The 18,438-nt window shown below is 68.6% G+C and carries 15 protein-coding genes; 6 read left to right on the top strand and 9 right to left on the bottom strand.

Annotated elements, in window-relative coordinates; translation table 11 throughout:
* Window positions 1–8: 8 nt before the first annotated feature.
* Window positions 9–680 carry a nitroreductase gene (locus tag K307_RS09870; RefSeq protein ID WP_042877864.1) on the top strand — a complete coding sequence of 224 codons (672 nt, stop codon included), beginning with the start codon at window positions 9–11 and terminating at the stop codon, window positions 678–680.
* An 86-nt stretch (window positions 681–766) separates the two neighbouring features.
* Here K307_RS09870 and K307_RS09865 read toward each other — a convergent pair whose 3' ends face one another.
* Entirely contained in the window at window positions 767–3,541 is a 2,775-nt protein-coding gene (locus K307_RS09865) for a LuxR C-terminal-related transcriptional regulator (RefSeq protein ID WP_042877862.1), read from the bottom strand.
* 284 nt (window positions 3,542–3,825) lie between these two features.
* Window positions 3,826–5,373, bottom strand: coding sequence for an AMP-binding protein (locus tag K307_RS09860; protein WP_042881736.1), 1,548 nt, complete (start codon window positions 5,371–5,373; stop codon window positions 3,826–3,828).
* Window positions 5,374–5,629: 256 nt separating this feature from the next.
* Here K307_RS09860 and K307_RS09855 point away from each other — a divergent pair, with 256 nt between their 5' ends.
* Window positions 5,630–6,775, top strand: a complete 1,146-nt coding sequence (locus tag K307_RS09855) for an acyl-CoA dehydrogenase family protein (RefSeq protein WP_042877860.1) — start codon at window positions 5,630–5,632, stop codon at window positions 6,773–6,775.
* A gap of 48 nt (window positions 6,776–6,823) precedes the next feature.
* Entirely contained in the window at window positions 6,824–8,047 is a 1,224-nt protein-coding gene (locus K307_RS09850; protein ID WP_042877858.1) for an acyl-CoA dehydrogenase family protein, read from the top strand.
* A gap of 37 nt (window positions 8,048–8,084) precedes the next feature.
* Here K307_RS09850 and K307_RS09845 read toward each other — a convergent pair whose 3' ends face one another.
* The 6 genes from K307_RS09845 to K307_RS09820 form a co-directional block, all read right to left on the bottom strand.
* Window positions 8,085–8,912 carry an IclR family transcriptional regulator gene (locus tag K307_RS09845; RefSeq protein WP_042877856.1) on the bottom strand — a complete coding sequence of 276 codons (828 nt, stop codon included), beginning with the start codon at window positions 8,910–8,912 and terminating at the stop codon, window positions 8,085–8,087.
* Window positions 8,913–9,014: 102 nt separating this feature from the next.
* Window positions 9,015–9,761, bottom strand: coding sequence for a CoxG family protein (locus K307_RS09840; protein WP_042877854.1), 747 nt, complete (start codon window positions 9,759–9,761; stop codon window positions 9,015–9,017).
* Window positions 9,751–10,227 (bottom strand): (2Fe-2S)-binding protein, encoded by a 477-nt coding sequence (locus tag K307_RS09835; RefSeq protein WP_042877852.1) that lies wholly within the window; start codon window positions 10,225–10,227, stop codon window positions 9,751–9,753. Before K307_RS09835 ends, K307_RS09840 begins: the two co-directional genes overlap by 11 nt.
* 9 nt (window positions 10,228–10,236) lie before the next feature.
* Window positions 10,237–11,103, bottom strand: coding sequence for an FAD binding domain-containing protein (locus K307_RS09830; protein WP_042877850.1), 867 nt, complete (start codon window positions 11,101–11,103; stop codon window positions 10,237–10,239).
* Complete coding sequence (locus tag K307_RS09825; protein ID WP_042881734.1) at window positions 11,096–13,387, bottom strand: xanthine dehydrogenase family protein molybdopterin-binding subunit; 2,292 nt, start codon at window positions 13,385–13,387, stop codon at window positions 11,096–11,098. Before K307_RS09825 ends, K307_RS09830 begins: the two co-directional genes overlap by 8 nt.
* A gap of 49 nt (window positions 13,388–13,436) precedes the next feature.
* A complete protein-coding gene (locus K307_RS09820) occupies window positions 13,437–14,429 on the bottom strand; it encodes a tripartite tricarboxylate transporter substrate binding protein (protein ID WP_042877847.1) in 993 nt (330 codons plus the stop codon).
* 320 nt (window positions 14,430–14,749) lie between these two features.
* On the opposite strand from K307_RS09820, the gene K307_RS09815 reads away from it, so the two are divergent.
* A complete protein-coding gene (locus K307_RS09815) occupies window positions 14,750–15,265 on the top strand; it encodes a MarR family winged helix-turn-helix transcriptional regulator (RefSeq protein WP_042877845.1) in 516 nt (171 codons plus the stop codon).
* Window positions 15,266–15,356: 91 nt separating this feature from the next.
* Here K307_RS09815 and K307_RS09810 read toward each other — a convergent pair whose 3' ends face one another.
* The gene (locus K307_RS09810; protein WP_042877843.1) at window positions 15,357–16,256 is read right to left on the bottom strand and encodes a LysR family transcriptional regulator; all 900 of its coding nucleotides are present in this window, start codon (window positions 16,254–16,256) and stop codon (window positions 15,357–15,359) included.
* Between the two features lie 108 nt (window positions 16,257–16,364).
* Here K307_RS09810 and K307_RS09805 point away from each other — a divergent pair, with 108 nt between their 5' ends.
* A complete protein-coding gene (locus K307_RS09805) occupies window positions 16,365–17,537 on the top strand; it encodes a TauD/TfdA family dioxygenase (RefSeq protein ID WP_042877842.1) in 1,173 nt (390 codons plus the stop codon).
* A gap of 11 nt (window positions 17,538–17,548) precedes the next feature.
* The gene (locus tag K307_RS09800; protein WP_042881732.1) at window positions 17,549–18,421 is read left to right on the top strand and encodes an isocitrate lyase/PEP mutase family protein; all 873 of its coding nucleotides are present in this window, start codon (window positions 17,549–17,551) and stop codon (window positions 18,419–18,421) included.
* Window positions 18,422–18,438: the final 17 nt, after the last annotated feature.

The following is an 18,438-nucleotide window of genomic DNA, read 5'->3' as shown; positions in this document are numbered from 1 at the left end:
GAGTTCGCATGAAAGTCAGCCAAGCCGTCGCCAGCCGCAAGTCAGTCCGCGGCTTCCTGCCCAAACCGGTGCCGCCCGACACCATCCGGCGCGTGCTCGACGCCGCCGCGCGCGCGCCCTCGGGCGGCAACCTGCAACCCTGGCATATCCACGTCATCGGCGGTGAGGCGCTGCAGGGGCTGCGCGGCATCATGCGCGAGCGCATCGCGCAGGCGCCGGCCGGCGAAGAACGCGAGTACGACGTCTACCCGCGCGAACTGGTCTCGCCCTACCGCGACCGACGCTTCCAGGTGGGCGAGGCGCTGTACCACTACCTCGGCATCCCGCGCGAGGACAAGGCACGGCGGCTGGCGCAGTTCGCCAACAACTTCACCTTCTTCGGCGCGCCGCTGGCGCTGTTCTGCACCGTGGACCGCCGCATGGGCCCGCCGCAATGGTCGGACCTGGGCATGTACCTGCAGACGGTGATGCTGCTGCTGCGCGAGGAAGGGCTCGATAGCTGCGCGCAGGAATGCTGGGCGATGTACCCGCAGACCATCGGCGAGTTCCTGTCGCTGCCGGCGGAACGGATGCTGTTCACCGGCATGGCGATCGGCTATGAAGATCCCGAGGCGCCGGCCAACCAGTTGCGCGCGGCGCGCGCGCAACTGGAGGAATTCACCGAGTTTATTGGCATCTGAGCGGCATCTGAGCGGCATCTGAGCGGCATCTGAGCGGTATCTGAGGGGTATCTGAGGGGTATCTGAGCGGCATCTGAGCCGCGAGCTCAGAGCAAGCCCAGCTGCCGCGCGATGGCCACCGCCTGCGTGCGGTTGCTGGCGTGCAGCTTGGCGCTGATATTGCGCAGGTGCGTACGCACCGTGGTCTCTGACACGAACAGCCGCTCAGCCATCGCCACGTTGGAGAAGCCTTCGGCCAGAAGCTGCAGCACCTTCAGCTCCTTGGGCGTCAGCGGCTCCACCAGCGCTGCCGGCGCGGGCCGGGCCGGCGTGCCGGCCTGCCCGTCGGCGCAGCGCTGGCCGCAGGCCTGCAGCAGCTTTGCCACGTAGGCCGCGGGCAGGCTGGCTGACTGGCGCGCACACGCATCGGCAACCAGCCGGCACACGTCCTCGCCCTCGTCGGCAAAGATCCGGACAAAGCCCTCGGCGGCACCGAAGCGCAGCGCCTCGCCCATCACCACCAGCGCATGCGCGCCGTCGCCGATGCGCTGGCACGCCTGCGCCAGCAGGATGCGCAGCTTGAGTGCGCGGCGCATCAGCTGATTGCCGGTGGCGGCGGCCAGTTCACGCTCGATCGCCTCGCGCACCTGCGCACCGGGGTGCGCATACACGCCCAGCCGCAACCGCCCGACGGCGATGTCCTCGACATCCTGGGCAAAGGAACTGACCCCCGGGCGGGTGCGCCACAGCGCCGGATCCGCGGCCCGTTCGATCGCTTCCTGCGCGGCGTGGACATTGCCCTGGCGCAGCGCCAGCCGCGCGCGCTCCAGCATCGCCGCCATCACCAGCCGGGTCAGGCCGCGGTGATGCCCCAGTGCCTCCAGTTGCGCCAGCCATTCATGGGCCTGGTCGGTTTCGCCGCGTTCGAAGGCGATGCGGGCCAGCACCGCGTGGCCGGTGATGATCTGGTCCGGCAGGCCGAGGTCGCGCGACAGCGGCAGGTAGACGTTGAGCAGCCGACTGGCGCGCTCGGTGTCGCCGCTCTCGTACAGGCCTTCGGCCAGCAGGATGCCTGCCATGGCGTTGCCGTTGGTCGGGCCAAAGCGGTTCGGCAGCATCGTGCGCGCGGCGATGCGAAAGCGCGCCAGCGCCTGCTGCAAGCGGCCCTGGCGCAGGTCGATCAGCCCTTCGACCGACTCCGAGAAAATCTTGTTGAAGTTGCTGTCCGAGCCGCGCACCGCCTGGCGCGCGACCTGCAGCAGCCGCCGCGCCTCGGGATAGTCGCCGCTGACCGCGGCCAGGCGCGCCATCGAGGTGGCCAGGATCGCATCGGGGAACGCGTAACCCATCGGCAATGGCGGCAGCTCATTGCGAGCAAAGGCGCGCGCGTCGTCGAAGCGGTCCATCATGTTCAGCAGCATGTGCCGCAGCGCGCGGATATGCGCGAGCAGGTCGCCGGCCGCGCCCTCGGTCGGGATCGCCTGCAGCAGCGCGATGGCATCGGCCGGTCCGCGCGTGAACGACACCGCCCACACATGGGCGATCTGCAGCTTGGGCCAGCGCGCCAGTTCTTCCGCCGGCACCGCTTCCAGCCAGCGCGTCAGCAGCCGCATGCGGCCCTGCGCCAACAGCTCGTCGGCGGCCCCGTCAAGCAGCTGCAGCGCGTGCGCCAGCGCACCGGCCGCGAGCGCATGCTCGATGGCGGGCACCGGGCGGCCCTGCGACTCGTACCAGCGCGACGCGGCAAGATGCAACTGCGGTACCACGTCGGGCATGGCCTGCGCGAGCTGGCCGCGCAGGAAACCGGAAAACAGGCTGTGATAGCGGTACCACTGCTCCGGCGCCGCGCCGCTGCCGCGTTCGCCATAGCGCTCGCTCTCCAGCGGCAGCAGGAACAGGTTGGCGCGCTCCAGCCACGCAAGGATCTCGTCGCTGCTGCCGGCGCCACCCGCAGGCTGGCACACGACATCGCACAGCGGCCCGCACAGCTGGTCCAGGATCGAGGTGCGCAGCAGGAAGTCGCGCACCGCGTCGGGCAGGTGCAGGAAGACGTCTTCGACCAAGTAATCGGCAATGGCCGCGTTCGAGCCGGAAAAGCCGGCGATAAAGCCCTCCGGCTGGCTGCGCCGCTCCAGCGCCACCGACGCCAGCCACAAGGCCGTGGCCCAGCCTTCGGTGCGGCGATGCAGGGCGCTGATCGCGGCGGGCTCCAGCTTGAGCCCGCGCGCCTGGCGCAGGAAGGATTCGGTTTCGCTGGCGCTGAAGCGTAGTTGCGCTGGCTCGATCTCAAGCAGCTCGCCGCGCGCGCGCAGCCGCCCTAGCCCGGATTCAGGCACCCAGCGCGTGCCGATCACCACGCGGCAGCCCGGCGGCAGGCTTTCCACCAGCTGCCAGACCAGGCCGGTCACGGCGGCATTCTGGATCGCTTCGAAATCGTCGAGGAACAGCGTGAAGGCGCCACTGTAGCTGGCGAGGCGGTCGATCAGCGCCAGCGCCTGTTCGCCCGCATCCTGCGCCAGCGCGGGGCGCGCGGACCGGCCCGCCACGCTGCCGCCCAGCGCCTGCGCAATGGCGGCTTCGACCGAGCCGAGAAAGCGCGTGGCGTCGTTGTCCGAACGGTCCAGCGTAAGCCAGGCGGTACGCCCGCCCGCGGCCTCCAGCCGCGCGCGGCACTGGAGCATGGCCGTGGTCTTGCCAAAGCCCGCCGGCGCACGCACCAGCACCAGCTTGACGAAGCCCGCTGCGCACACGGCGTCACAGATCCCCGCGCGCTCGACCTGGAACGGGGTCAGCAGCGGCGGACGCAGCTTGGCCGCCAGCGATGCGGCGCCGGCGCCGGTGGCGGACGGCGTGCGCCGCCCTGTCTCCTCGATACTTGCCATTGGCCTGTTGTCGTCTTGCGCGCATGGCCGCCGCCGCGGGCGGGGCAACGCGCCCGCCCTTGCTGCGGTGCAGGCCGGGGCGGGCGTGACTGTGATGGAACTCGGAATTATGGCGTAAACAGTGGCGGGTGCGATGGCGGGTGCGATGGCGGGTGCGATGGCGGGTGCGATGGCGGGTGCGGTGGCGGGCGCGGTGGCGGGCGCGTGTCAGGCAGAGTCCAGACGACGCAGCAAAGGGAGATCCGGCGGCCGGCGCTGACAGCACCGCGCCGCCGGCACGGGTATCAAACCAGCTTGTTGGTGTGCCCGGCCCAGTAGCGGTCGCGCAGCAGCCGCTTGAGCAGCTTGCCGGTCGGTAGGCGCGGCAGCTCGGCTTCGAAATCCACCGTGCGCGGGCACTTGATCGACGACAGGTTGGCGCGGCAGAACGCGATCAGCTCGGCGGCCAGTTCCGGCCCGGCCTGCGCCATGTCGATGGGCTGCACCACGGCCTTGACCTCTTCGCCGAAGTCTTCGTTGGGCACGCCGATCACGGCCACATCCATCACCCTGGGGTGCGTCATCAGCAGGTTCTCGGCCTCCTGCGGATAGATGTTGACGCCGCCGGAGATGATCATGTTGGCCTTGCGGTCGGTCAGGTACAGGTAGCCCTCCTCGTCCACGTAGCCGATATCGCCGATGGTGCTCCAGTCCGGATGCCGCGGGTGGCGCGACTCCGCGGTCTTGGCGTCGTCGTTGTGGTAGGTGAAGGCGCGGCCCTCGGCAAAGTAGATCGTGCCCGGCTCGCCCGGCGGCATCAGCGCGCCGTCCGGGCCGCAGATCCGCAGCTTGCCGATCATCGCCCGCCCCACTGTGCCCTTGCGCTGCTGCCACTCCTGGGTGCTGACCACGGTCACGCCGTTGCCTTCGGTGCCGGCGTAGTACTCCCAGATCACCGGGCCCCACCAGTCGATCATCGCTTGCTTGACCTGCACCGGGCACGGCGCGGCCGCGTGGATCGCCACGCGCAGCGACGATACGTCGTACGCGAGCCGCTGCGCCTCGGGCAGCTTGAGCATGCGCGAGAACATCGTCGGCACCAGCTGCGTATGCGTGATGCGGTGCTGCTGCACCAGTTGCAGGAACTGCTCCGCGTCGAAATGCTCCATCACAACCGAGGTGCCGCCCAGCGCCTGCACCGTCATGTTGTAGCGCAGCGGCGCGGCGTGGTACAGCGGCGCGGGCGACAGGTAGCGCGTGTCGGCATCGAAGCCGTAGAGCCGCTGGCACAGCGCCGTCAGCGAGGTGGGATCGTCGATGTGCGGGCTCGCCGGCGCCGCGAACACGCCCTTGGGCCGGCCGGTGGTGCCGGAGGAATAGAGCATGTCGCCGCCGGTGGCCTCGTCTTCGATGCGCGTGCCCGGGCAGCGGCTCAGCACCGTTTCATAGGCCTCGTAGCCCGGCACGGTGCCGTCCAGCATCAGCCTGCCGATCAGGTTGGGCGTCTGCCCGACCAGCGCCGCGGCGGTCTCTGCCTGCGCCTGCGTGGTCACCAGCATCTTCGCGCCGCTGTCGTTGACGATGTAGGCAGCATCGGCCACGTTCAGCCGCGTGCTCAGGCAGATGAAGACGATGCCGCTGCGTTGCGCGCCCCAGCACAGCTCGAACAGCCTCGGATGGTTCTCCACCATGAAGGCCACGCGGTCGCCGGGCCGCAGCCCATGTGCGCGGAACAGCCGGGCGACCTGGTTGGAGCGCGCGTCGAGCTCGCGGTAGGTGACGACTGCGCCGCTGCTGCCCATGATGACGGCCGGCTTGTCTGGCGTGCGCTGCGCGTGGATGTGCGGATGCATGACGTTGAGCTCCTCGATAGGTGTCACGGTATAGGCGATTGCCAATCCCGCATTCTGGGAAGGCCCCGGCGGTTCAACCATCGTCGGAAGCGACGAGGCGCCGCGGCGAAGGTTTGCCGCAGCGCCGCATAAAACGGGACATTGCCCGGCCGCGCGGCTTCGTCCGATGCGACGATGCGCCACCTGGCGGCTCGGCCGGATCATGCCCGGCATGACTACCGCAGTCACGTCTCATCCTCAATCCGAAGGAGCCACGGTGGATTTCCAGTTCAGCGAAGAACAGTCGATGCTGCGCGACACGATCGCGCGTTACCTGGCCGATCACTATGATGTCGAAGCGCGTCGCGCTGCCACGCATTCCGCCGCGGGCTGGCGCCCGGATTGCTGGCGCGCGTTCGCACGCGAACTCGGCATTCTCGGCGCGGCCTTCCCCGAGACATTGGGCGGCCTGGGCGGCGGTGCCGCCGAGCACATGATCGTGATGGAGCAGTTCGGCCGCCACCTGGTGCTGGAGCCTTACCTGGGCACGGTGGTGCTAAGCGGCGGCGCGCTGGTGCACGGCAACCCCGAACTGGCGGCGCAGTGGGTGCCGGCCATCATCGGTGGTGAAGCGACCGCGGCCTGGGCCCATGCCGAACCCGCCAGCCGTTACTGCCGCCACGACGTGCAGGCGACTGCAACGCGCCAGCGCGACGGCTACAAGCTGAGCGGACACAAGCACGCGGTGGTCGGCGCTCCGTTCGCCTCGCACCTGGTGGTCAGCGCCCGCACTGCCGGCACGCGCCGTGACCGCGACGGCATCAGCCTGTTCTGGATCGCTCGCGACACGCCGGGCGCGAGCCTGCGCGAGTACCCGACCTTCGACGGCCTGCGCGCCGCCGAGGTATTGCTCGACGACGTGCAGGTTCCAGCCAGCCAGCGCATCGGCGCCGAAGGTGAAGCTTTCGCATTGATCGAGCGCCTGTGCGACGAAGCCATGGTCGCGCTTGCAGCCGAAGCCAACGGCGCGATGGCGCGCATGCTGGCCGACACCATCGACTACGCGCGCCAGCGCAAGCAGTTCGGCGTCCCGATTGGTACCTTCCAGGTGCTGCAGCATCGCATGGCAGACATGTACATGCAGCTCGAGCAGTCGGTGGGACTGACCCAGGTGGCGGCGATGCAGGCGACGAGTGCGCCGGCGGTGCGTGCACAGGCAGCGTGCGCGGCCAAGATCCAGGCGGGCCAGGCCGGTGCTTTCGTCGGCCAGGCCGCAGTGCAGATCCACGGCGGCATGGGCGTCACCGAAGAACTGGCGGTAGGCCAATACTTCAAGCGCGTCACGGCGATCGACCTGCAGATGGGTTCGGCCGAACACCACCTGCGCCGCTACGCCGATCTGCTCTACCCTGCCGGGGCATAAGGCCCGCCTCCCCGCCAACCCAGACGACTATCCCAGCGAGGCCCGTCGATGCATTTCGATTTCTCCCCGCAAGACCAGCAGTTCCGTGAAGACGTAGGCGCCTGGATCGCCCAGGCCTATGACGCCGACCTGCGCGCCATGATGGCGCAGTCCAAGAACGGCTACCTAGACAAGGCCAGCCAGGTGCGCTGGCAGAAGGCGCTGCACGCGCGCGGCTGGGCCGCGCCCAACTGGCCCGAGGAATATGGCGGTCCGGGCTGGAACGCGACCCAGCGTTTTATCTTCCAGTCGGAGCTGGCCGCCGCCGGCTCCCCCCCGGTATCGCCGATGGGCCTGAAGATGGTGGCGCCGGTGATCATGAAGTACGGCACGCCCGAGCAGAAGGCGCGCTTCCTGCCGCCGATCCTGGCTTCCGACGTGTGGTGGTGCCAGGGGTATTCCGAGCCCAACTCAGGCTCCGACCTGGCCTCGCTGCAGATGCGCGCGGAGCGTGATGGTGAGCACTACATCCTCAACGGCTCCAAGATCTGGACCACGCACGCGCAGTGGGCCGACTGGATGTTCTGCCTGGTGCGCACCAGCCGCGAATCGAAGCGCCAGGAAGGCATCTCCTTCCTGCTGCTCGACATGCATGCGCCCGGCATCACGGTGTCGCCGCTGCCGACGCTGGACGGCCCCGTGGCCGGCCAGCAGGAAGTGAACCAGGTCTTCTTCGAGAACGTGCGCGTGCCGGTGGCAAACCGCATCGGCGAGGAAGGCAAGGGCTGGACCTATGCCAAGTACCTGCTGGAGTTCGAGCGCGGCGGCACCTACAGCCCGATGCTGCGCAAGCAGCTGGCCAGGATTGCCGACATCGCCGCCGACCAGCCCGCCGACGACGGTGGCCGGCTGCTGGACGACCCCGCCTTCCGCCGCAAGCTGGCGGCGCTGCACGTGCGCGCCGCCACGCTTGAAGCGGTGGAGTTGCGCGTGTTCTCCGGCCTGGAATCGGGCAGCTCGGTCGGAGCGGCGTCGAGCATGCTGAAGCTCACCGGCACGGAGACGCTGCAGGCGGCCAGCGAACTGGCGGTGGAAGCCGCCGGCCCGGCGGCGCTGCCGTTCGTGCAGGACACCTGGGCCGAGCTGCAGGGATGCGAGGCCGCGCCGCGCGTCGGGCCGGACTATGCCGCGGTGCTGGCGCCGCGCTATTTCAACTATCGCAAGGCGTCGATCTACGGTGGGTCCAACGAGATCCAGCGCAACATCATCGCCAAGCTCGTGCTCGGGCTCTGAGCGGCAAGCTGCATATCGGTTCCAGTCCGATGGCCGGTCAGGCGAACGGCTTGGGCACCTGTGGCCGGTAATCGAGCAGGCGCGACAACTCGGCCGCCGCCTGCCTGACCTTTTCCACCACGATGTCGAGCTGGTCCGGGTCAATGCGCGCGGCCGGGATGGTCGCGCCCAGCGCCGCCACCACCTTGCCGCTGCGGTCCCGCACCGGCGCCGCGATGGTCGAGATACTGGCCTCGAAGAAGCCTTCGTGCAGCACATAGCCGCGCTGGCGGTCGCGCTGGACCATCTCGTACAGCTCCTCGACGGTGCGCGGGGTGCTTTCCGAATACACCTCCAGCCGCTCCTCCGGATACAGCGCGCGCAACTCTTCCCGCGACAGGTCCTCCAGCAGCACGCGTCCCAGCACGGTGGCGTGCGCCGGCAGCCGCGTGCCGACATTGACCGTGCTGGCAAACGGCCGCGCCGCCACCGACTTGGCCACGTAGACGATCGAACGCCCGTCGCGCACCACCAGGTTGCACGGGTAGTGGATCTCGTCGCGCAGCCGGTCCAGCAGCGGCCGGCCCAGCTCGGTCAGTTCCAGCGACGCCAGGTAGTCGAAGCCGAGGCGCAGTACCGCCATGCCGAGGCGGAACTCGCGCCCGCCGTCGGTGCGCTCGACGAAGCCCATCATCTCCAGCGTGGCCAGCAGCCGGAACACGGTCGAACGCGGCACCTTGAGCCGGCGCGCCAGCTCGGCCGCCGACAAGGTGCGTTCGCGGCTGCTGAACTCGCCCAGCAGCCGCAGGCCGCGCTCCAGCCCCGGCACGATGTACTTGTCCTGGCCGCTATCCTGGGCCTCATCCTGCGGCGAATCGGTCGTCATGGTCTGTCTCTGCAATATTCAGTCTTGGCGTAACGTTCCCATATATCACGCCTGCGACCTGTAGGGTACCCGTATTGCGGACAAACCCCTGCCCTGTGCCCGCTATGCTCCCTGGCGCAGGTAATCGCGCAGCCAGGCCGCGCACTGCTCGCCATGCGCCGCCGGCCAGCGCACCACGACGGTCTCGTCACGGCGGCGCAGCTCGACGCAGATATCGCTCTGGGGGCCGCGCGCGGCCTCGCTGCGGCCGAACCAGCGGGCGAACAGCCCGCCCATGGCCGGGGCCGCGGCCGCCACGGATGGCGCCGGCAGCACCGCATGGCCGTTGACGGCGGCCGGTGCCGGTGCCACAGCGGCTTGCGGCCGCCGGGCCGCCGGTTGTGGCGCGGCAACCGGTGCGTTGTCAGGCGACAGCCGCGCCAGCAGGTTGGCGCCGAACTCGTCCCACATGCGGTCGGCCTTGGTCTTCATTACGCTCAGGCCGAAGGTGCCCAGCCGGCCCAGCACCTCGACCTGCACCTTGATGCGAAGCTGCGTCGAGCCATCGTCTTGCCCGGTCAGGAAGATCTCACTCGACTGGCGCAGCGAGCTGGCCACCGAGGCATCCTCGCCGGTGCCCTCGGTGCGCAGGTAGTGCGGCGCACGGGTCTCGACGATCTTCGTATGCAGCCGGAAACGCGCGTTGATAAAGGCGATCTTGACCGCCATGTGCGCGATGTACTCGACATCGCCGAGCACCTCGATGGATTCCATGCCGGGCACGCAGGCGCCCATCACGTTGGGGTCGAGCAGCAGTTCCCACACGCGCGCCGGCGGCGCCGCGGTGATGAGGGTCTTTTCAATTTCCACGCATTTTCTCCGCGGCGGACAGGATGGATTCGACGATGCCGACGTAGCCGGTGCAGCGGCACAGGTTGCCGTTCAGGCCGTGGCGGACCTCTTCTTCCGTAGGATGGGGGTTGTTGGCGAGCAGCGCGCACGAGGCCATCAGGAAGCCCGGCGTGCAGTAGCCGCACTGCAGCCCGCCGTTGTCCATGAAGCACTGCTGCAGCGGATGGAGCTGCCCGTCGGCGGCCAGTCCTTCGACGGTCATCACATGGCACCCGCGCACTTGCACGGCGAGCATCAGGCAGGACTTGACCACCTCGCCGTCGACCAGCACGGAGCAGGCGCCGCAGATGCCGGTCTCGCAGCCGCGCTTGGTGCCGGTCAGGTTCAGGTCGTCGCGCAGCAGGTCGGAGAGCAGGCGCCGGGCTGGCACTTCCACCTGGTGTTCTTCACCGTTGACGGTGAGTTCGGTGCTGACTTTGTTCATGAGGACTCCTTACTCCGATGCCGCGCCGAACAACTCGGCGATGGTGCGGCGCGCGACGACCCGCACCATTTCGCGCCGGTAGCTTTCGGACCCGCGCATGTCCGAGACTGCGTTGATGTCCGCGGCGACGATGGCGGCCGCTTCCTCGGCCAGGTCCGCGGTGACGGCCTTGCCGGAGAGCAGCGCTTCGGCGCGGCGCAGGCGGGCCGGGATCGGCGTGGACGCACCTACCGCCAGCCGCGCTTCGACGCAGAACGTGCCTTCGCGTCGCACCGCCAGCGCCACGCTTGCCAGTGGCCTGTGCTCGGCGGCCGTGCGCAGGAAGCGCGCATAGCGGCCGTCGGCACCTGCGTCCGGCGCGGGCAGGCGGATCTGCGTGACCACCTCGTCCGGCGCCAGCGCGGTGACGTAGTAGTCGACCAGGAAGTCCTCGATGTCGATCACGCGCTCGCCGTTGCCGCCGCTGACAACGATCTGCGCGCCGAGCGCCATCAGGCAGCCGGGCGGATCGGTGGCGGGGTCGGCATAGCAGAGGTTGCCGCCAAGCGTGCCCTGGTTGCGCACCTGCGGATTCGCCACGCGCGCGGCCATGCTGGCCAGCATCGGGTAATGCGCCTGCACCAGCGGCGAGCGCGCTACCTCGGCATGCAGCGTCAGTGCGCCGATGCGCAGGCCCTCGCGCGCATCGAAGCTGATCCCGCGCAGCGCGTCCAGCCGCCCCAGCGACACCAGGTGGCTCGGCGTCAGCATGCGCTGGCGCATGCCCAGCATCAGCGCGGTGCCTCCGGCGAAGATGCGACAGTTGTCGCCCAGGTCGGCCAGCATGCGGCTGGCCTCGGCCACGGTCGCCGGCTCCAGGAATTCGAAATCACGCATGGGCTGCTCCCTGTTCCCGCAGTTCGCGCAGACCCGCCAGCACCTTCTCCGGCGTGATCGGAAGCGACTGGATGCGCACGCCCACGGCGTCGAAGACCGCATTGGCGATCGCCGCCGCACCCGGCAGGATCGCCGTTTCACTGGCGCCCTTGGCGCCATACGGGCCATTGGGATCGTTCGACTCGACCACGTCGGTGCGCAGCATCGGCACCGCATCGGCGGTAGGCATGGTGTAGTCGGCAAAGTTGCCGTTCATCAGGCGGCCATCCTCGTATTGCAGGTTCTCGTACAGGGTCCAGCCGATCGCCTGCACGGTGGCGCCGTGGGTCTGGCCGTGCACCGCGAGGGGGTTGATCGCCTTGCCGCAGTCGTCGGCGACAAAGCTGTCGATCACGGTGACCTGGCCGGTGCCGGTGTCGACTTCCACTTCCACCGCCTGCACCGCGAACGAGTGCGCGGGCGCTACGTTGCCGTAGTAGTCGGCGTCATGCATCACCGTGGGCGCGTCATAGGTGGCGCGCACGTGGATGCCCTCGCCGCCGTGGCGGAAGATATGCAGCCGCGCGATCTCGGCCAGCGTGGCGGACTTGTCCGGCTGGTCCGGCGCGCTGATGCGGCCGTCGGCGATCACCAGCCGCTCCGCCTCCACACCGAGCTTTTCCGCCGCCACTGCCAGCAGTTTCTGCCGCGCCTCGCGCGCAGCGCGCAGCACCGCATTGCCGGAGATGATGGTCACGCGCGAGGCCAGCGAGCCCAGGCAGAATGGCGCGGTATCGGTGTCGGGCGCCATCACGGTCACATGCGACAACGGGATGTTCAGTTCCTGCGCGCAGATCTGGCTGAGCATGGTGTTGGCGCCCTGCCCCATATCGCATTCGCTGGTCTGCAGCATCACGCGGCCATCTTCGTTGACCTTGAGCAGGATGGTCGAGCCGTCCCAGTTGCCCAGCGTGCGGTTGCCGCTGACGTGCATCGCCGCGGCAATCCCGACGCCGCGCCGGCGCGTGCCGGTGCCGCGCGGGGCGGCGCGTTTCTGGTCCCAGCCGATGGCCTTGCGGGTCATGTCCAGGCACTCGGCCATGCCGGTGCTGCTGATCTTCCAGCCATGCACGCTGGCTTCGCCCGCGCCGATCGCATTGCGCTTGTGCACCTCCACCGGATCCATGCCGATCATGCCGGCCAGCACGGTCAGGTGGCAGTTCAGCGGGAACTGCATCTGCTGCCCGCCAAAGCCGCGGAAGGCGCCGCGCGGCGGGTTGCTGGTATAGGCCATCACCGCATGCGAGCGCACGTTCTGCACGCGGTGCATATTGTCGCTGCGCATCGCGGTGACGTGCATCACGTCGCCGGCCAGGCCCGAGTACGCGCCGCATTCGGCAACGATGCGCACGTCCTTGGCAAGGATCACGCCGTCGGCCGACAGCCCCATGCGCAGCCACACCTTCATCGGCACGCTGGCGCGCGCGCCCTGGAAGTCTTCCAGACGGCTGTTGACCAGCCGCACCGGGCGCTCCAGCCGGCTCGCCAGGAAGGCGCAGATCAGGCTGTTGTTCTCCTCGACGATCTTGGCGCCGAAGCCGCCGCCGGTGGTAGCCTGCACTACGCGGATGGTCGATGCCGGCCGGTCCAGCGCCTCGGCCAGCCGGGCGCGGGCCAGGAACACCGATTGGGTCGAGGCCCATAGCGTCAGCCGCCCGTTGCCGTCCTGCGCCGCGACCGAGGCCATCGGCTCCAGGTAGCCGGGGTACTGCGAATGCATGTCGTAGGTGGCCTCGTACACTGCGGCCGCGGCGGCAAAGCCCGACTCCACGTCGCCACGTTCGATCCGCATCTCATGGCCGATATTGCGCGTGCCGGCGTGGAGTTCCGGCGCGCCCTCGGCCAGCGCCGCTTCCGGCGTCAGCAGCGCCGGCAGCGGCGCATATTCGATGCGGATGAGGTCGAGCGCATCGCGCGCGATTTCCTCGCTGACCGCGACCACCGCCGCGACTTCCTCGCCGACATGACGCACCACGCCGCAGGCCAGGATGCGCTGCTCCTTGCGGTGCGGGCCCCAGTGGCGCGTGGGCACGTCATGCCCGGTGACCACCAGCTTCACGCCGGGCAGCGCCTTCGCTGCCGAGGTGTCGATACCGACGATGCGCGCATGCGGGCGCGGGCTGCGCAGCACCTTGGCGTGCAGCATGCCGGGCAGCTTGATGTCGCCGGCATATTGGGCACGCCCCATGACCTTTTCCCGCGCGGTCACCTGCGGCGTGGAGGTTCCCACGATGGCCTTGCTCATGCCGGCCCCCTGCTTGTCTGAATGCATGAATGCGATGCGCTGGCCTGCGTCATTCCGCGGTGATCGCCAGGTCGCGGATGACCTTGCCCAGCCGTTCGTAGTCGCCAGCGTTGACGTTTTCCAGCGCGGCCGGCGCACCGCCCACCGGGATCGCGCCGAAGGTCGCCATCTTCTCGGTCACGTCGGGCAGGCGGATCACGTCGTTGAGCTGCTGGTTCAACACCTTGACCACCTCGGGCGGCGTGCCCTTGGGCGCCATCACGCCGTGCCAGGCGCCGACCACCACGTCCTTGTAGCCAAGCTCGGCCAGCGTCGGCACGTTGGGCAGCAGCGGCGAGCGCTTGGCGTCGGTGATCGCCAGCGGGATCAGCCGGCCGGTGTTGATGTACTGCGCCACCGGGCCCAGCGTGACATAGGCAAAGTTCACATGCCCCGCCACCACGTCGTTGACCGCGGGGGCCACGCCCTTGTACGGCACGTGCTGGATCTTCACGCCGGCGGCGCGGTTAAGCATCTCGCCGGCAATATGCATCGGCGAACCGGCGCCGGGGCTGCCATAGGTCAGCGCCTTGCCGCCCTTGGCCGCGGCGACCATCTCGCCGACGGTCTTCACGCCCGCCGCCGGGTTGGCCACCAGCAGCACCGCCTGCACCGCGGTCTGGATCACCGGGGTGAAGCCGTGCAGCGGGTCATAGCTGGCCGCGGGCGCGAGCTTGAGCACCATCGGTGCGAGGGTGAACGGGTTGGGCGTGTACAGCAGCGTGTAGCCGTCGGGCTGCGCGCGGCTGACAATGCTCGCGCCGACCACGCCGCCGGCGCCGGGGCGGTTCTCGACGATCACCGGCTGCTTCAGGCGCGCGGACAGCTTGTCGGCATACAGGCGTGCCATGGCGTCGGTGTCGCCGCCGGGCGGATAGGCGACGACCATGGTCACGGTCTTGGCGGGCCAGGCGGCGCTTGCCAGCGGGCTGCCTGCGGCCAGCGCGAAGGCGGCCATGGCAGTGGCGGCAAGGAAGATACGGCGGGGGCGGTCTTGTCTCATCAACAGCTCCTGTGGGGGCATCGCGGTGTGGACTGGGTTGTTGTGCGCACGGCGGAAACAGGGTTGGCTTGGGGGTCACAACACTTCGGTTGTTTTATTAGTGAAACTCACATTCACATCAGGAACATACACATGCTAGGTCGCTGTTGTTGACAACTCAACTTACGTTAAACCCTAGTTGACATCCACCGATATTGACGTTTTTTTTGCAGGTAGCGATAGCGACAGACCCAGCGGAGTTGGATGCCTCATGTGAGACAATCTGGCCCGCCAATCGGCCCTGACACTCCATTGCCGACAGATTCGAACAAGAGGACCGCATGCCCCGTGACGCCGCCCCCGCGAAGGGCCAGCCCGCGCCAGACACCCCTGCCAGCCCCTGGACCGACCTCGACGAGGCCGGCAGCGGCCTGACCGTCGACAACTTCCTGACCACGATGCTGAGCCAGCTGGTCACCGCGCTGCGCAGCACGGTGACCAAGCCTTATGCCGAGCAGTTCGGGCTGACCGTGCCGGAGTGGCGCATCCTGGCGTTGCTGGCGCACGCGCGCGAACTGCCCTTTGCGGAGCTGGTGGAGCAATCAACCTCGGACAAGGCGCTGGTAAGCCGCACGCTGCGGCTGCTGGAAGAGCGCGGGCTGGTGCACCTGACCTCGACAGGCAACACGCCGCGCAAGAAGCTGATTTGCGCGATTACGGAAGCCGGCGCCGCGCTGCACGACCAGGTGATGCCGCTGGCGCGGCGGGGGCAGGCGCAGGTGATCCGGCAGCTTTCGCCGGAAGAGCGCGAGGCGGTCTATCAGGGGTTGCGCAAGCTGTTGCGCGCGCAGGCCTGACAAGAGAAATGGTTCCCGGAGGAACTGCGCCGCTGGAGCCGTCAAAGAACCGGCTTGCCGGTGCCGGACCCCGGCCCTTACCTCCGACGGCTCAGTGCCGCGCCGCCACGTTCTGGCGCTGGTACGAAGCCAACGTCATCCGCATGGCGTCGCGCACAGCCGCGACCGAGCGGTTGTCATCATCGCCCTTGCGCGTCACCATCGACAGCGTCAGCACCGGTGCCGCGCGGCCCAGCCGCACCAGCCGCACCGGATAGTTCTGCACCAGCGTCGGATCGGGCCCCTGCAGGATCGACACACCCAGCCCCGCACTGACCATCGCCACGATCGCCGGGGCACTGTCGAATTCCAGCGTGCCGCGGATTTCGGACACATGCGTGTGCACATACTGTGCCGCCATCGCCCCTGACACCGTATTGCGGTCGTAGCGGATCCAGTCGTACAGCCGGAACAGCGAGGCCACGTTGGTCTCGGTGGACGCGGGTGGTGCGATCAGCATCAGTTCGCGCCGCATCATGGGCGTCCAGCGCAGCCGCGCCGAGCCGCCGCCTGCCGGTTGCGCCACCAGCGCCGCATCGATATCCCCCGCCTTGACCGATGCCGTCAGCGTGCTGCTGCGGCCGCGCACCAGGCGCAACTCCAGCCTGGGATGCCGCTCGCGCACATAACGCACGATGCCGGGCAGCACGACCGGCTGCAGCGACTCGATCACCCCCAGCCGCACCACCCCTTCCACCGCCAGCCCGCTGCCGGCGCGCAGGGCCTCCAGGTTCTGCAGCGCCTGGCGCATGGTGTCGGCCACGTCGTGCGCTAGCTGGTTGGGCCGCGCCTGCAGCCCGGAACGGTCGAACAGCGGCTTGCCCAGGTACTGCTCAAGTTGCTTCATCTGCATGCTGACGGCGCTGGGCGTGACGTTGGCCTGGCGCGCGGCGCCGGCAAAGGTGCCGGTCTGCAGCACACCCTCGAGCGTATGGAAGGTCTCAATCTTCATCAAAAACTCTTATGAAGTAACTCAAATATGTTCGCTTTTCTAATGATAGGCGACGTCGCTAGACTTGCTTCCAACGTCATGCCCAAACACCCGAAGGAGCCCTCCGACATGTCACCCATCGCCGCATCGCAACGCCCCGTCGCCTGGACCGCCCAGCAAGCCCGTGAGGACCGCTCCTGGGTCCTGCGCATGAACGAGGCAGAAATCCAGGGCATGCGCGAAGCCCTCAACCACGCCAAGGCGCTGAACAAGCCGCTGCTGGAGATGGAACAGGCCGACTTCCCGCTCAACGACGCCGCGCGCGCAGTGCTCAAGCGCGCCATCGACGTCACCCAGGGTGGCTGGGGCATGTGCCTGGTCAAGGGCTTCCCGGTCGACGAATGGACCGAGGAAGAATCGCGCCTGGCCTACTGGGGCATGAGCCTGTACATGGGCGTGGGCCGCACGCAGAATCGCGCCAGCCAGTTCATGAACGACGTGCGCAACGAAGGCGGCGAATACAAGGTCAAGGGCGGCCGCGGCTACAACACCAATGCCGGGCTGGATTTCCACCAGGACTCGTGCGACGTGGTCGGTCTGCTGTGCCGCCGCACTGCCCGCGCAGGCGGCACCAGCAAGGTGATCAGCTCGATCGCCCTGTATGAGGAGGTGCAGCGTCGTCGCCCCGACCTGATCCCGGTGCTCAAGGGAACCTTCTTCCACAGCTACCAGGGCACCCAGGATCCCAGCCAGCCGCCCTACTACCGCTGCCCGATCTTCGGCAGCCACCCCGAGTATTTCTCGGCGCGCACCAACCGCAAGAACACCGACGCCGCCCAGCGCGACTTCGCCGAGCTGCCGCGCCTCACGCCGGCGCAGGTCGAGGCGCTGGACCTGCTCGACGAACTGATGCCGAGCGACCAGCTGTGCTTCACCATGGAGCTGGAGCAAGGCGACATGCAGCTGCTGAACAACTATGTCACGCTGCATTCGCGCACGCCGTTCGAAGACTATGAAGAGCCGGATCGCAAACGCCACCTGTTCCGCCTGTGGCTGGCGGTGCCGGGTTCGCAGCCGCTGCCCGACGACTGGAAGGAGTACTACGGCGACGTGCGTGCCGGATCGGTGCGCGGCGGCGTGCGCGGCAGCGAGATCACGGAGGCATTCCTCGACTATGAGAAGCGCCAGGCGGCCGCGCTCGGCATGCTGTTCGAGATCTGGCGCCCGCAGTTGCTTCAGGAAGACATGGCGCGCATCCTGGCCGAACATGCGGCTAAGGTCGCCGAGGGAGCCACGGCATGAGCGGCGCCGGCATGCAAGCTCTTTCGCTGAAAGAACGCCTGTGCCGGCGCGAGCCGGTGCTGGCTCCGGGCGTCTACGATGCGCTCAGCGCCTTGCTGGCCGAGCAGGCCGGCTTCGAAGCGCTGTACCTGTCGGGCGGCGCGGTCGCCTACACGCTGCTGGGCCGCTCCGACGTGGGCCTGACCACGGCCACCGAGACCGCCGACGTGCTGGCGCGCATCACCGACCGCGTGTCGCTGCCGGTGATCGTCGACGGCGACACCGGCTACGGCAATGCACTCAACACGCAGCGCACGGTGCGCGCCTTCGAGCGCGCCGGTGCCGCGATGATCCAGCTCGAGGACCAAAGCTTCCCCAAGCGCTGCGGCCACCTCGTCGGCAAGTCGCTGGTGTCGGTGCGCGAGATGTGCGGCAAGCTGCGCGCCGCACTCGACGCGCGCCATGACGCCGACACGCTGATCCTGGCGCGTACCGACGCCGTCGCGGTGGAAGGCCTGGACGCCGCCATCGAGCGCGCCGAGGCCTACCTGGCCTGCGGCGTCGATGCGCTCTTCATCGAGGCGGTGGTGTCCGCCGCCGACATGGACCGCGTCTGCGGCCGCTTCGGCGCACGCGTGCCGCTACTGGCCAATATGGTCGAGGGCGGCAAGACGCCGATCCAGAGCGCAGCCGAACTGGGCGAGCGCGGCTACCGCATCGTGATCTACCCGGGCGGCACCGTGCGCTTCCTCTCGCACCAGCTGCAGCGCTATTTTGCCGGGCTCAAGGCCGACGGCAGCACGCGCGCCTTCATGGAGGAAATGAACGACTTCGATGCCCTGAACCGGCTGATCGGCACGCCCCCACTACTCGAGGCCGGCCGCCGCTACGCGGAAGACGACTGACGGCACGCGCCGCCGCA

Origin of the sequence: Cupriavidus necator A5-1, from assembly GCF_000744095.1 — a bacterium.
GTDB lineage: Bacteria > Pseudomonadota > Gammaproteobacteria > Burkholderiales > Burkholderiaceae > Cupriavidus > Cupriavidus necator_A.
Note: the sequence above shows the minus strand (reverse complement) of the source record. Positions and strands in the feature narration are given on the sequence as shown.

Coding starts and splice junctions, on each gene's coding strand:
- K307_RS09860 (WP_042881736.1), bottom strand. CDS start 5,373: ATGCATCCGCACATCCACGCGCAGCGCACGCCAGACAAGCCGGCCGTC.
- K307_RS09845 (WP_042877856.1), bottom strand. CDS start 8,912: ATGACGACCGATTCGCCGCAGGATGAGGCCCAGGATAGCGGCCAGGAC.
- K307_RS09825 (WP_042881734.1), bottom strand. CDS start 13,387: ATGAGCAAGGCCATCGTGGGAACCTCCACGCCGCAGGTGACCGCGCGG.
- K307_RS09805 (WP_042877842.1), top strand. CDS start 16,365: ATGTCACCCATCGCCGCATCGCAACGCCCCGTCGCCTGGACCGCCCAG.
- K307_RS09815 (WP_042877845.1), top strand. CDS start 14,750: ATGCCCCGTGACGCCGCCCCCGCGAAGGGCCAGCCCGCGCCAGACACC.
- K307_RS09870 (WP_042877864.1), top strand. CDS start 9: ATGAAAGTCAGCCAAGCCGTCGCCAGCCGCAAGTCAGTCCGCGGCTTC.
- K307_RS09830 (WP_042877850.1), bottom strand. CDS start 11,103: ATGCGTGATTTCGAATTCCTGGAGCCGGCGACCGTGGCCGAGGCCAGC.
- K307_RS09850 (WP_042877858.1), top strand. CDS start 6,824: ATGCATTTCGATTTCTCCCCGCAAGACCAGCAGTTCCGTGAAGACGTA.
- K307_RS09810 (WP_042877843.1), bottom strand. CDS start 16,256: ATGAAGATTGAGACCTTCCATACGCTCGAGGGTGTGCTGCAGACCGGC.
- K307_RS09835 (WP_042877852.1), bottom strand. CDS start 10,227: ATGAACAAAGTCAGCACCGAACTCACCGTCAACGGTGAAGAACACCAG.
- K307_RS09800 (WP_042881732.1), top strand. CDS start 17,549: ATGCAAGCTCTTTCGCTGAAAGAACGCCTGTGCCGGCGCGAGCCGGTG.
- K307_RS09865 (WP_042877862.1), bottom strand. CDS start 3,541: ATGGCAAGTATCGAGGAGACAGGGCGGCGCACGCCGTCCGCCACCGGC.
- K307_RS09820 (WP_042877847.1), bottom strand. CDS start 14,429: ATGAGACAAGACCGCCCCCGCCGTATCTTCCTTGCCGCCACTGCCATG.